13 protein-coding genes are annotated in these 13156 nt (G+C 69.5%); 3 read left to right on the forward strand and 10 right to left on the reverse strand.

Annotated features, from left to right (window positions below):
• Positions 1-8: 8 nt before the first annotated feature.
• The 3 genes from modA to JTE92_RS15330 form a co-directional block, all read right to left on the reverse strand.
• Positions 9-800 (reverse strand): molybdate ABC transporter substrate-binding protein, encoded by a 792-nt coding sequence (modA, locus tag JTE92_RS15320; protein WP_063236927.1) that lies wholly within the window; start codon positions 798-800, stop codon positions 9-11.
• A gap of 215 nt (positions 801-1015) precedes the next feature.
• Positions 1016-1210: a DUF1059 domain-containing protein gene (locus tag JTE92_RS15325; RefSeq protein WP_063236928.1), complete on the reverse strand. Its 195-nt coding sequence runs from the start codon at positions 1208-1210 to the stop codon at positions 1016-1018.
• A 59-nt stretch (positions 1211-1269) separates the two neighbouring features.
• Positions 1270-2220, reverse strand: a complete 951-nt coding sequence (locus tag JTE92_RS15330; protein WP_063236929.1) for a 2-hydroxyacid dehydrogenase — start codon at positions 2218-2220, stop codon at positions 1270-1272.
• Between the two features lie 161 nt (positions 2221-2381).
• On the opposite strand from JTE92_RS15330, the gene JTE92_RS15335 reads away from it, so the two are divergent.
• Positions 2382-2942, forward strand: a complete 561-nt coding sequence (locus JTE92_RS15335; RefSeq protein WP_063236930.1) for a nucleoside 2-deoxyribosyltransferase — start codon at positions 2382-2384, stop codon at positions 2940-2942.
• Between the two features lie 249 nt (positions 2943-3191).
• Here the strand turns inward: JTE92_RS15335 and JTE92_RS15340 are convergent, their stop codons facing one another.
• The 6 genes from JTE92_RS15340 to JTE92_RS15365 all read right to left on the reverse strand — a co-directional run bounded on the left by JTE92_RS15340 (position 3192) and on the right by JTE92_RS15365 (position 9511).
• Positions 3192-3818: a PqiC family protein gene (locus JTE92_RS15340; protein WP_116386752.1), complete on the reverse strand. Its 627-nt coding sequence runs from the start codon at positions 3816-3818 to the stop codon at positions 3192-3194.
• Positions 3818-5467, reverse strand: coding sequence for a PqiB family protein (locus tag JTE92_RS15345; protein ID WP_063236932.1), 1650 nt, complete (start codon positions 5465-5467; stop codon positions 3818-3820). Before JTE92_RS15345 ends, JTE92_RS15340 begins: the two co-directional genes overlap by 1 nt.
• Positions 5454-6221, reverse strand: coding sequence for a paraquat-inducible protein A (locus JTE92_RS15350; RefSeq protein ID WP_063236933.1), 768 nt, complete (start codon positions 6219-6221; stop codon positions 5454-5456). Before JTE92_RS15350 ends, JTE92_RS15345 begins: the two co-directional genes overlap by 14 nt.
• The gene (locus tag JTE92_RS15355) at positions 6218-6916 is read right to left on the reverse strand and encodes a paraquat-inducible protein A (RefSeq protein ID WP_063236934.1); all 699 of its coding nucleotides are present in this window, start codon (positions 6914-6916) and stop codon (positions 6218-6220) included. The genes JTE92_RS15350 and JTE92_RS15355 overlap by 4 nt, the downstream gene beginning before the upstream one ends.
• 7 nt (positions 6917-6923) lie before the next feature.
• Positions 6924-8111, reverse strand: coding sequence for an AI-2E family transporter (locus JTE92_RS15360; protein WP_063236935.1), 1188 nt, complete (start codon positions 8109-8111; stop codon positions 6924-6926).
• A 260-nt stretch (positions 8112-8371) separates the two neighbouring features.
• A complete protein-coding gene (locus JTE92_RS15365; protein WP_063236936.1) occupies positions 8372-9511 on the reverse strand; it encodes an HPP family protein in 1140 nt (379 codons plus the stop codon).
• A gap of 147 nt (positions 9512-9658) precedes the next feature.
• Here JTE92_RS15365 and JTE92_RS15370 point away from each other — a divergent pair, with 147 nt between their 5' ends.
• Positions 9659-11431 (forward strand): chloride channel protein, encoded by a 1773-nt coding sequence (locus JTE92_RS15370; RefSeq protein WP_063236937.1) that lies wholly within the window; start codon positions 9659-9661, stop codon positions 11429-11431.
• A gap of 258 nt (positions 11432-11689) precedes the next feature.
• Here JTE92_RS15370 and JTE92_RS15375 read toward each other — a convergent pair whose 3' ends face one another.
• Complete coding sequence (locus JTE92_RS15375; RefSeq protein WP_063236938.1) at positions 11690-12109, reverse strand: Lrp/AsnC family transcriptional regulator; 420 nt, start codon at positions 12107-12109, stop codon at positions 11690-11692.
• Positions 12110-12266: 157 nt separating this feature from the next.
• Here JTE92_RS15375 and JTE92_RS15380 point away from each other — a divergent pair, with 157 nt between their 5' ends.
• Positions 12267-13145, forward strand: coding sequence for a dimethylarginine dimethylaminohydrolase family protein (locus tag JTE92_RS15380; RefSeq protein ID WP_063236939.1), 879 nt, complete (start codon positions 12267-12269; stop codon positions 13143-13145).
• Positions 13146-13156: the final 11 nt, after the last annotated feature.

The raw sequence follows: 13156 nt of genomic DNA on the forward strand, positions 1-13156 counted from the left end.
GGCGGAAATCAGGGCTTCTGGAAGCCGTAGCGCGACAGGATTGCCTGGCCTTCCGGCGACGCCACGAAGTCGACGAACTGCGCCGCTTCCTTCTGCTGGCGGCTCTGGCTGGTGATGGCGATGGGGTAGGTCACCGGGGTGCGGCTCGGCACGCGCACGGCCACCTTGACCTTGTCCGGCATCACCGTGGCGTCGGTGGCGAAGACGAAGCCGGCCTCGACCTCGCCGCGCGCCACGTAGTCCAGGCTCTGGCGCACGTTCTGCGCCGGCACGCCCTTGGCGGCGACCGCGTCCCACAGCCCGGCGGCTTCCAGCGCGCCGCGGGTGTAGCGGCCGACCGGGACCGAGGTCGGGTTGCCGTAGGCGATGCGCTTGACTTCCGGGCGGGTCAGGTCCTGCAGCGAGCTGATATTCAGCTTGCTGTCCGACGGCACGATCAGCACCACCTCGTTGGCGGCGAAGTTGCGGCGCGAGGCCGGCGCGACCACCTTCTCGGCCTCGGCCTTGTTCATCGCCTCCTGGTCGGCCGAGGCGAACACGTCGGCCGGGGCGCCCTTGACGATCTGCTGCATCAGCACGTCGGACGCGCCGAAGTTCAGCACCACCTTGGTCCCGGGATGGGCGCGCTCGTACGACTCGGCCAGCGACTTGAAGGCGTTGGTCAGGCTGGCTGCGGCGGAGACCACCAGGTCGGCGCCGAAGGCCGGGGGGGCCGCCAGCGCAAGGGCGGCCAGCAGGGCACCGGCGGCGCCGGCAAATACGGAGCGGCGCCCGGTGCGGGCGGAGCGGAACGCGGACATGGGAATCCTCTGCGAAGCGGCCAGCAAGGCTGGCGCTGGTATGGGTGGACTGTCAGGCGCAATATACGTCCGTATATAGCGGTGCGTCAATGATGCGCCATGCACGCTGTCATGGGTATTCGGGTGCGGATAAGTGCGGTATCAGGGGCTGCGAATGTGCCCCGGGGCGGGCGAGGCTGGGGGCTGGCGCCATTGCGGCGCCAGCTTGTCCGGCTTCAGGCCGGTGGCGTGCCTTCCTTGAACAACGACTTCAGCTGGGTGCGCAGCTCAGGGGTGTCCTGGTGCTGGTGCACCGCGACCGCGTGCTGGACCGCGGCTTCGAGCAGTTCGTCCTCGCTGTCGGCGCTCAGCGCAACCGTGCAGCCGATGTCGCTCGGGTAGTCGCGGCAATCGATAAACTTGCGTCCCATGGTGCCTCCTGTCACCGGCCGCGCGGCCGGCGTATCCAGTATAGGCAGGGGACCGGCCACTACAGCACCGGCGTTAGCACCTTGCCATCGGCCAGGAACGCATCGAGATTCTGCAGCGTCAGCGCGGTCATCGCGGCGCGGGTCTCGTGCGTGCCGCTGGCCATGTGCGGCGCGAGCACGACGTGGTCGAGCGCCAGCAGCGCGGCCGGCACGTCGGGCTCGTCCCGGAACACGTCGAGGCCGGCGCCGCCCAGCCGGCCCTCGGCCAGCGCCGCCACCAGCGCGTCTTCGTCGATCACGCTGCCGCGCGAGACATTGACCAGGATCCCCCTGGGCCCGAGCGCGTCCAGGATCTCGCGCGACACCAGCCCGGCGGTTTCCGGGCCGCCCACGCAGGCCACCACCAGGAAGTCGGACCATGCGGCCAGCGCCTTCAGGTCCGGCTCGAAGCGCCACGGCGCGCCATCGCGCGGGCGGCGGTTGTTGTACGCGATCTCCATGTCGAAGCCCTGCGCGCGCCGCGCCACGATCTCGCCGATGCGGCCCAGCCCCAGGATGCCGAGCTTCTTGCCAGAGACCCGTGTCGTCAGCGGAAAGCCGCCCTGTGGCCAGCGCCCTGCGCGCACGAAGCGGTCGCCGTGGGCAATGCCGCGCGCCGCGTCGAGCAGCAGGCCGAAGGCCAGGTCGGCGACGCAGTCGTTGAGCACCTCGGGCGTGTTGCTGACCTGGATGCCGCGCGCGCGGGCGGCGTCCAGCGCGATGGAGTCATAGCCCACGCCGAAGCTGACGATGGCCTGCAGCGCCGGCAGCGCGTCGATCAGCGCGGCGCTGCAGCCATGGCGCGCCGAGGTCACCACCACGCGCACCTGCTGGCCGTGCTCGCGCGCCCAGGCGAGCGCATCGCCCTGCTGCCACAGCGCGATGGCACCGTACTGTTGCCGGAGCGTGGCATTGGTCTGCGGCGCGAGCGGGCCGACCTGGAGGATCTGGATGATCTGGGGTGAGGGCATGGGGCGTAGCGGGTAGCGGCGGAGGGAGCGGAGATGGTAGCGCAAGCCCCCGCGCCGTGCAGGCCACGCAGCCCCCGGGGCGCCTGTTGGCGTGCGAACTTGTGCGATGTTCGTGCGCCGCCGGGTTATGCTGCGGCATCTTTTCCTTGTCTGACACCGCCATGAAAACCATTTACCTCGCCGGCTTCGACGTCTTCCGCAAGGACGCCATCGCCTGGGGCGAGCAACTCAAGTCGCTGTGCGCGGCGCATGGCTTCACCGGGCTGTATCCGCTCGACAAGGCGGCACCGGCAGGCCTGCCGGCGCCAGACACGGCGCGCTGGATCTATGACGCCAATATCGCGCTGCTGCGCCGTGCCGACATGGTGATGGCCAACCTCGACGATTTCCGCGGGCCGGGAGAGCCGGACTCGGGCACGGCCTTCGAGGTGGGGTTCGCGGTGGCGCTGCAGAAGCCGGTATGGGGCTACAGCGCGGACCTGGGCACGGTGCGCGACCGCGCCACGGTGGTGACCGACGAGGAAGGCCGGCCGCTGGATGCGCGCGGGTTTGTGGTGGAGGATTTCGGCTTGCCCGTGAACCTGATGCTGGCGTGCCCGGTGAAGCTGGTGCGGGGCGGGGCGGCGCAATGCCTGGCGGCGATGGCCGAGGCCGTCCACCGGCGCGCGGCGGAGGCTGCGGCGCGGCGGGGACGGGATGCGGCGGCGCGGGGGGATGACTGAGGGCTGTTCCCGACCGCTGGTTTGCGCCCCTCTCCCGCTTGCGGGAGAGGGGCCGGGGGAGAGGGCAGGAGGGTCAAAGGCTGAGGCCCGTGGGTTTAAACCGTTAGCCCCGCTTGATGTGGTTCCTAGCCAGACCACCCCTCACCCCAACCCTCTCCCGCCGCCGAGGGGAGAGGGAGAACACCTTGCTTTGGCTAGCTCCCGCGGCTTGGGTGCAACTTCCTTCCGGCAGGCGCCGTCGCCTTCGGTTTATCGCCGCAACGCCTCAACCCCCGCCGCAATATCCTTCGCCGTGCTTGCCACGATCTCGCGGTAAGCCGCCACCACGCCATCGACCTCGCCGGGCGCGGGCAACTCCGCCTGCGTCCGGCCGCTGACCACCTTGCCGTCCGGCAACCGCCGCACCGTCCAGTTGATCGTGGCGCCCGCGCGCTGCCCGACTTCCGCGTCGAGCCGCAGCACTTCCGTCGTGATCCGATACAGCGGCTGCACGTCCGACAACCCCTGCTGGTAGGTATCGACCGCGCCCAGCGTGGCCTGCAGGCGCTGCGACAACGCATCGCGCAGCTCATCCGGCAGCGGCGACGACCAGCGCGCGAGGTCGAGCAGGCGCAGGCTGGCGTCATTGCCGCCGTCGCGCACTACCAGCTGCGGCCGGTTAAGGCGCTCCGGCACACGCACCGGCGCGACTTCCAGCCACAGCGTGCTGGCCGACGGCGCGGGTGTTGCCGCCGGCAGCGTGGCGACTGCCATGGGACCTTGCGCCAGCGTGTAGTAGCGCGGCTCCGGCGAGGCGCAGCCTGCCAGCACCGCAGCGCCCATCACGCCGGCGATGGCACAGCGCGCGAGCGCGGCGGAAACGGTAAGGCGCTTCATCAGTCTTTCTCCGGCTTGCCGCGCAGCAGCGCTTCGGGATGGCGTTCGAGGTAATCGGTCAACGTGCGCAGCGACGTGGCGGTGCGCGTCAGTTCCTGCAGCATGCGGCGCGTGTCCTGCTGCAGCGGGGCATCGGACGCCAGCGTGCCATTGGCCGCAGTCAGCGTCTTGCGCGCGTCCTGCAGCGCCGCCAGCACCTGTGGCGCGACGTCGCCGTTGAGCTGCTGCACCAACTTGTCGGCCGTGTCGAGCGTCTTGTTCAGGCTCGCCACGGTCGTGCGCAGGTCCTGGCCGATCTGGTCGAACGGAATCTTGTCGATGCGGTTGACGATCTCGCCGACCTGCGCCTGCAACTGGTCGAAAGTGCCGGGCGTGGTGGCGAACTCGGGAATCGGCGCGTCCAGGTTCACCTGCGCCGGCGGCGCCTTCGGGAAGAAGTCGAGCGCCACGTACAGCTGGCCGGTCAGCAGGTTGCCGGTGCGCAGCTGCGCGCGCATGCCGCGCTTGAGCAGGCCCTCGATGATCTGCCGGGCGCGCGCGCGGTCTTCCACGTCGCGTTCGCGGAAGCCCATGCGCGACGGGTACAGCTCGACCACCACCGGCATGCGGAACGCCTTCTTGTCGCGCTGGTATTCGATGCCGATCGAGCGCACCTGCCCCACGATCACGCCGCGGAAGTCCACCGGCGCGCCCGGCGACAGGCCGCGCACCGACTGGTCGAAGTTGAGCACGGCCAGCGTCGGCGCCAGTTCCTCGGGCTCCTTCATGGCCTCGGACTGGTCGGCAGCCAGCAGGAATTGCGTATTTTCCGCGGCGGCATCGGTGGCGGTGGTGCGCTCCGGCGCCTGGAACGCAACGCCGCCCAGCAGCACCGTCACCAGCGATTGCGTCGACAGCTTGAGGCCGCCGGCATCGAGCTTGAGGTCGACGCCGCTGGCATGCCAGAAGCGCGTGTCGGCGGTGACCAGCTTGTCATAGGGCTTGTTGACGAACACGCGCAGCGTGATGTCGCGCCCGTTGGGCTCCAGCTGGTAGGCCACCACCTGGCCCACCTGCACGCGCCGGTAGTAGACCGGCGAGCCGATGTCGAGCGAGCCCAGCTCGGACGCGCGCAGCACGAACTGCTTGCCGGATGCGTCGGTGGTCACCACCGGCGGCACTTCCAGCCCCTTGAATTCGCGCGTGGTCTCGCTGGACTTGCCGGCATCGACGCCGATATAGGCGCCCGACAGCAGCGTCTCCAGCCCCGACACGCCGCTGGCGGCGAAACGCGGGCGCACCACCCAGAAGCGCGTGTCGGCCACGGCGAAGTTCTCGGCGTCCTTGGTCAGGTCGATCGACGCGATCACGTGCGAACGGTCGCGCGCGAGCCGTACCGCCTTGACCAGGCCGATATCGACATCCTTGTAGCGCACCGCGGTCTTGCCGGGCGTCAGGCCCTCGGCGGTGCGGAAGCTGACGGTGATCTCCGGCCCGCGCGAAGCCAGCGTGTGCACCAGCAGCGACACGCCCACGACCGCCGCGACGATCGGGATCAGCCATACCAGCGATGGCAGCCAGCGCGCGCGGCGCCGGCGCTCGGGCCGTGGCAGGCCTGGGGGACCGGGTGGGGCGGACGGGTTGGGCGGATGTTGTTCAGTGTCGGGCATTGTCGTCTTCCAGCGAATCCCACAGCAGGCGCGGATCGAAGCTGAGCGAGGCCAGCATGGTCAGCACCACGACCGCGCCGAAGGCCAGCGCGCCGCCGCCCGGGATGATGGTGGCCAGTGCCCCGGCCCGCACCAGCGAGGCCAGCAGCGCCACCACGAAAATATCGAGCATCGACCAGCGGCCGATCACCTCCACCAGCCCGAACAGCCGGGTCTGCTGCCGGATGCGCCAGGTCGCGCGGAAATGCACCGACAGCAGCAGGAAGGTGAGGATCACCATCTTCAGCAGCGGCACGATGATGCTGGCGATCAGCACCAGCACCGCCAGCAGGCGCGAGCCGGACAGCCACAGGTAGATCACGCCGGACAGGATGGTGTCCCGCTGGGTGCCGAGGATCGATTGCGTGACCATCACCGGCAGCATGTTGGCCGGGATGTAGAGGATAAAGGCCGCCAGCAGGAAGGCCCAGGTGCGCGCCAGGCTGTCCGGCTTGCGGTGGTGCAGCGTGGCGCCGCAGCGCGGGCAGGGCTCGCCTTCCAGCGTGCGCGGGCTGACCAGGTCGCAGGCGTGGCAGGAGAGCAGGCCCAGGCGGCTGGCGGTGGGCACCTGCGGCAGCGGCGTGCGTTCGTCGTCGTCGGTCAGTTCGGCCACCACCTCGCGCGCGAGCCGGCGCGGGCGGGCCAGGGGGCCGGGGCCCGGCGGCCGTGGCGGTTGCGGCGGTTCCGGCGGTTCCGGCGGTCGTGCGTTCGTCATCGGCCGCCCTCGCCGGGACCACCCGGCGCGCCCGCGTCATCGTCCGGTGTTTCCAGGTAGCGCCACAGGTCGCGCGGGTCGAACGAGAGCATCGCCGCCAGCACGATCACCAGCGCGGCGAACGACCACAGCGCAATGCCAGGCAGCACGCGCGCCATCGTGGACAGCTTCACCAGCGTGACCAGCACGCCGATCATGAAGACCTCGATCATGCCCCACGGCCGCGTCCGGCGAATGCCGCGCACGATGCGGTCGAAGCCCACGGGCATGCGGTGCTGCGCCATCGGCACCAGCAGGTACATCATCATCAGCAGCTCGGACAGGGGGAACAAGATGGTGGTGGCGAACACCAGCGCCGCCACCAGCGCCATCTGGTCGTCGTACAGCGCCTGCACCGCGCCCAGCAGCGTGGTTTGCGTGCGCACGCCCTTGAGGTCCATCTCGACGATGGGGTAGGCGTTGGAAACCAGGAACAGGATCAGCGCGGTGATCACCAGCGGCAGCAGGCGCCGGTAATGGCGCCGGCTCTCGCGGTACAGCTCGCCGCCGCAGCGCAGGCACAGCGCGCGCTCGCCGGGCGAGATCGGGGTGCGCTCGTAGACCGCATCGCAGTATTCGCACGCCACCAGCCGGCGCAGCGCGGCGGGCGAGGTATCGGGCAAGGCGGGCGCGGGGGCGTTGTCGGGACCTGCCATCAGCCGTTCAGCCGGGGTGCTTGCCGGTGGCCGCCGGCGGCACGTCGGGGTTGTCGACCACGGCCGCTGCCGCCGTCGCTGCCGGCACGGGTGGCGCTACCGCAGGCGCGCCGCCCGGCTTCAGGTCTTGCGCGAGATCCTGCGCCAGCTCGTCCTGCGAGCCGATGGTCCAGTCGCGCAGCAGCGCATACGCCACCGCCAGCAGCGTCGGGCCGATGAATACGCCCAGGAAGCCGAATGCCAGCGCGCCGCCCAGCACGCCCAGCATGATCCAGATCAGCGGCATGCCGGTGCCCTTGCTGATCAGCAGCGGCTTGACGACGTTGTCGGCCATGCTGACCACGCCCGCGCCCCAGATCACCAGGAAGATGGCCCAGCCGGTGGACCCGGTGTGGTACAGCCACAGCGCCGCCGGCAGCCACACCAGCGGCGGGCCCACCGGCACCACCGACAGGAAGAAGGTGACGAAGCCGAGGATGGCCGCGCCCGGCACGCCGGCGATCCAGAGCCCGATGCCGGCCAGCACCGCCTGGATAAAGGCGGTGCCGAGCACGCCATAGACCACGCCCTTGACCGTGCTGCCGGCCAGTTCCAGCAGGTGGTCGGCACGCTCGCCGGCAATGCGGCGCATGCCCGCGCGCAGCCAGGCGATGGCGAACTCGCCGCCGGTATAGAAGAAGAACGCCAGGATGATCGACAGCGCCAGCTGTCCCAGCCCCGCGCCGATCGACAGGCCGGCGCCGAGCAGCGCATGCCCGACCGGCGCGATCAGCTTGCGCAGGTTGGCCACCATCTCGGAATCGGCGTTGACGATGCGGTCCCACGAGCCTTGCAGGTAGGTGCCGACATAGGGCAGGCTGCTCAGCCATTGCGGCAGCTGCGGGATGCCCTGCTCCATGTAGCGGTTGACCAGTGCCGACAGGTCGTCCAGGTGCGCCGAGAAGCTGGCACCGGCGTAGACAAAGGGCCCCAGCACGATCACCGTGGCCAATAGCACGCAGATCAGCGCCGCCAGGCTGCGCCGGTTGCCGAGCCAGCGCGACAGCACCGTGTACGGGTACCACGAGCTGTAGGCCAGGATCGCGCCCCACAGCAGCGCCGTGGTGAACGGCGCGAGCACCAGCAGCGAGCCGCCGATCAGCACGATCAGCGCAAAGACTGCAGCAATCTTCTCGATTAACTGGCCGGAACTCATCGATGGCTCTCCCTGGGCCCGCCGGTGTGACGGAAACGGCGTAAATATAGCCTACGCCGGGGCGGGCGATGCCAAAGGGCTGCTGGAGGGGTGCTTCAGGCGCCACCACCGCGGTGCGCCGGCGCAGCATGCCCGGACGTATCCACAGTGCCATAGCTTTGTGACGTTGAACAGCGCGGTGCGGGAGAGACGGCGGCGCGCTCAGGTGCGCTGGCTTGCCTTCCTAAGTTGCCTTCCTAAGCCGACACGACAGCAGACGCTCAGCCCGGCACGGCCATCACGCCGCTCTTGAGCAGCGCGGCAACCAGGTCGGATTGCGTCACCATGCCGACCACGCGGTGCTTGTCGTCGATCACCGGCGCATGATGCAGGCCGCCATCGGAGAAGGCCTGCGCCAGTTCCACCATCGGCTGCTCGGGACGGGCGGTGACCACGGCGCGCGTCATCAGGTCGCGCACGGTGCCGGCCAGCCGGCGCGCGCCGGTATCGCGCTGCGCGGCGAAGAAGTCACTCTGAGTGATGATGCCTTCGAGCCGGTTGTTCGCATCGACCACGGGCAGCGCCTTGATGCGGTGCCGCGACAGCAGGTGTCCGGCCTCGTGCGCCGGCTGCTCCGGCCGCACCATGACGACGTCCCGCGACATGATCTCGCCGCACAGCACGTTGCCGAAGTGGCGCCGGTACGCGTGCAGCTGCGCCGCCACCAGGATGGCTTCCAGGTCGTCTTCTTCGATGTCGAGGAATTCGCCGCGTGCCTGCAGGGCCGCGTCCAGGTCGGCGCGGGTAAAGCCCACGCGCTGCGTCGGCGGCACGTCCCGGGTGCCATGCTGCACCGCGGGCTCGGGCGGGCGGTGCGGGTAGCGCCGCTGCGACAGGTTGTTGAAGGCCAGCGCCATCAACAGCAGCAGCATCGAGTTGAACAGCACCGGCACCACCACGAAGCCGAAACCGAGCGCGCTGACCGCCGGCCCGCCGAATACCGCCGTGATCGCCACGGCGCCGCTGGGCGGGTGCACGCAGCGGAACTGGAACATCACGGCAATCGCCACGGCCACCGCTGTTGCCGCGGCAAGGCCCGGGTCCGGAATCCAGCGCGCGCAGGCCACGCCTACCAGTGCCGCAAACAGGTTGCCGCCGATGATCGACCACGGCTGCGCCAGTGGCGAAGACGGCACTGCGAACAGCAGCACCGCCGAAGCGCCCATTGGCGCGACGAACCAGGGATTGAATCCGCCCAGCGTCTGGTGGCTGATCCATTCGGTGCAGAACAGGCCGAGCAGCGCGCCGAGGCAGCTCTTGATGCGCTCATGGCGGTTGGCAGCGACCGGCAGCGGGACAAAAGTGCGCAGCCATGCACGGGTATTTTGCGCCAGCGAGGCGTCAGCGGGGGCGGTTGGCATTCTTGGACGGGGGCGGCTTGGGAATGGTGCACGTAATATATCACGGGATGATATATTTGGCCGCCTTTGGTGCAGTGCATCCCTGTCTTGGGGCGTGATGCACCGCACAAGCGCAAACAGGACAAGAGCAAACAGGAGTCGCCCCCCATGTCGTTCCCTGCGTCATCCACCGCCGCGCCCGTCGAGAAGCGTGACTACACAGTCAACCGCCGCCTGCTGATGCTGTCGGCGATCGCCCTCGGCATCGGCGCGCTCAGCACCGTCGCGGCCAGCGTGCTGGTCAACCTGATCCGCTTCTTCACCAACCTGTTCTTCTACCAGACGCTGTCGCTGGCCGAGACTTCGCCGGCAGACCATGCGCTGGGCGCGTGGGTCATCGCCGTGCCGGTGATCGGCGGCCTGGTGGTGGGGCTGATGGCGCGCTACGGCAGCGACAAGATCCGCGGCCACGGCATCCCCGAGGCGATCGAGGCGGTGCTGTTCGGCAAGAGCAGGATGTCGCCGCGGGTGGCGGTGCTCAAGCCGCTGTCGTCGGGCATCGTGATCGGCAGCGGCGGGCCGTTCGGCGCCGAGGGGCCGATCATCATGACCGGCGGCTCGCTGGCGTCGCTGCTGGCGCAGTACCTGCACCTGACCGCCGGCGAGCGCAAGGCGCTGCTGGTGGCCGGCGCGTGCGCGGGCATGACGGCGATCTTCGGCACGCCGGTGGCGGCGGTGCTGCTGGCGGTGGAACTGCTGCTGTTCGAGCTGCGCCCGCGCAGCCTGCTGCCGGTGGCGCTGGCCTGCGCGGTGGCCGGCTTCCTGCGGCCGCTGTTGTTCGAGGCAGGCCCGCTGTTCCCGCTGCAGACCGCCGCCGCCGGCACGCCCGCGCTGGCTTCATGCGTGATCGCCGGGCTGTTGTGCGGCGCGCTGGGCGCGGGGCTGACGCTGGCGCTGTACCGCACCGAGGACGCGTTCTCGCGCCTGCCGCTGCACTGGATGTGGTGGCCGGCGATCGGCGGGCTGGTGGTCGGCATCGGCGGCTATTTCGAGCCGCGCGCGCTGGGCGTGGGCTATGACGTGATCGGCGACCTGCTCAACCACCGCATCGCCATCGGCATTGCGCTGGGGCTGCTGGCGGTCAAGGCGGTGATCTGGATCGCGGCGCTGGGTTCCGGCACGTCGGGCGGCGTGCTGGCGCCGCTGCTGATGCTCGGCGCCGGGCTGGGCACGGTGCTGGCCCCGTGGCTGCCGGGCGGTTCGCCCGAGCTGTGGGCGCTGGTGTGCATGGCCGGTGTGCTCGGCAGCGTGCTGGGCGCGCCGCTGACCGCGATCGTGTTCGCTTTCGGGCTGACGCACGACACGCAGGCGCTGCTGCCGTTGCTGCTGACGACGGCGGTCGCTTACGGCTTCTCCGTGCTGACCATGAAGCGCTCGATCATGACCGAGAAGATCGCCAGGCGCGGCCTGCATATCTACCGCGAATACGGCGTCGATCCGCTCGAGCGCGCCCATGTGGGCGAGCTGATGACGCATGCGGTGGTGACGATCGATGCCGACCTGCCGGTGGCCGATGCCATGGCGCGCTATTTCGGCGAGCACGCCGCGCATCGCGCCTATCCGGTGGTGGCGGGCGGGCGCGTGCTGGGGATGCTGGAACGCGCCGCCATCCGCGGCGCGGCCGCCGGCGAGGTGCCGCCCGGCCTGCGCTGCCGCGACCTGCTCAGTGCGCCGGCGCATGTGCTGCTGCCTGAACAGACCGCACGCGCGGCGGCGGGGAGCATGGCCACGCTCAGCGTGGCGCGGTTGCCGGTGGTGGAGAGCGTGGACAGCATGCGGCTGGCGGGCATCGTGTCGTTGCGCGACCTGCTGCGGGCCAGTTCGCAGGTCCATCACGAGGAAGCGCGGCGCGAGAGGTTGCGGGGGCGGGCGGTGGGTTGAGGGTTCGTCTGCAAGAGCGGTCGAGCCAGCTGCGAACCCGAGCAGACGCTCCCCTACCCAGGAACCCTTGCTACCTCATTGATTCCGTTAGCACCACCGAAGCTTCAAATGCCACCGTCATTCCCGCGCAGGCGGGAATCCAGCGTCTTTGAAGTCCCCGCAGGGGACAAAAAGCCACTGGGTCCCCGCCTTCGCGGGGACGACAACCGTTGGTGACTGGCAAGCAAGCCGGCACGTGCAAGCGTGCAACCAGCTGCGCTATTTGTACGTCGACAACAAAATACTCGTCTCCGTAGCACTGATCCCCTCGATCAACCGAATCCTATCCAGCGTCCGGTCAAACGCCTCCAGCGTATCCGCACGCAGCTCCGCAATGATGTCCCAGCGCCCGTTGGTGGTATGCAGCGCCTGCACGTTGGGCTCGCCCCTGAGCGCCTGCAGCACCGCGCGCGCCTTGTTTCCCTCCACCGCGATCGTCATCCACGCGCGGATCCGGTGCGCCTCGGCCTCGGGCCGCAGGCGCACGGTATAGCCGACGATCAGTCCTTCCTTCTCCAGCTTGTCGATGCGGTTCTGCACGGTCGCGCGCGACACGCGCAGCGCCTGCGCCAGCGCGGTGACCGGCGTGCGCGCGTTGTCGCGCAGCAGGGAGAGCAGCTGTTGATCGGTAGCGTCCATGGGCTTGCGGGGCGTTCTGTCGATTTGCCAATGAAGCCTGGCGTTTTGCTTGATGAAAGGAACAAATTGCACAACTTGCTGGCTATTAGTTAACACCAGCCTGCACCAGAATGCAATCGACTGAATTCTTCCCAGAACCCCAAGAAAAGGAGCCGCCGTGATTCACACCCCCACGATCCTGCTTGTCGAGCCGACCTTCTACGACGTGTCGTACAGCATCAATCCGTGGATGGACCCCGACGCCTGGGCGCGCGATCCGCGCGGCATGCACCGCGACGCCATGCAGTCCTTCGACGCACTGCGCACGGCGCTGGGCCGGGCCGGCTTCACGGTGGAAGTGGCCGCGGGCGCGCCCGGCCTGCCCGACATGGTTTTCCCGGCAAATGCCGCCGTGGTGCTCGACGGCCGCGCACTGCTGGCACGCTTCCGCTACCCGCAGCGCCGCGGCGAAGAAGCGCCGTTCGCGCAGATCTTTGACGCGCTGCGCGAGCGCGGCCTGCTCGATGACGTGGCGCTGCTGCCCGAAGGCTGTTTCCAGGAGGGCGCCGGGGACTGCATCTGGGATGCTGGCCGCGGCCATTTCTGGGCCGGTTTCGGGCCGCGCTCGTCGCACGGGGCGGCCACCGCCGTGTCGGAGTTCTTCGGCAAGGAAGTGGTGGCGCTGGAGCTGGCCACCGAGCAGAGCTACCACCTCGACGTATGCTTCTGCCCGCTGTCCGGCGGCGAGATCCTTTACTACCCGCCGGCCTTCAGCGAAGCGTCGCTGCGCGCGCTGCGCGCGCGCCTGCCGGCGCGCCTGCGCATCGAGGCCAGCGCCGACGACCTGCGCCACTTCAGCGTCAACGCCGTCAACCTGGACGACCAGGTGGTGATGACCCGCACCACGCCGCACCTGCGCACCGAACTGGGCCGGCGCGGCTATCAGTTGCACGAGGTCGACCTGACCCCATTCATGCTGTCCGGCGGCGGCGCCTATTGCATGACGCTGCGGCTCGACCGCAGCAGCGGGCCCGGCATCGCCGCGGCCGCGGCCTGATGGAGCCAATC

It is taken from the genome of Cupriavidus oxalaticus, from assembly GCF_016894385.1.
In the GTDB taxonomy this organism is placed as follows: domain Bacteria; phylum Pseudomonadota; class Gammaproteobacteria; order Burkholderiales; family Burkholderiaceae; genus Cupriavidus; species Cupriavidus oxalaticus.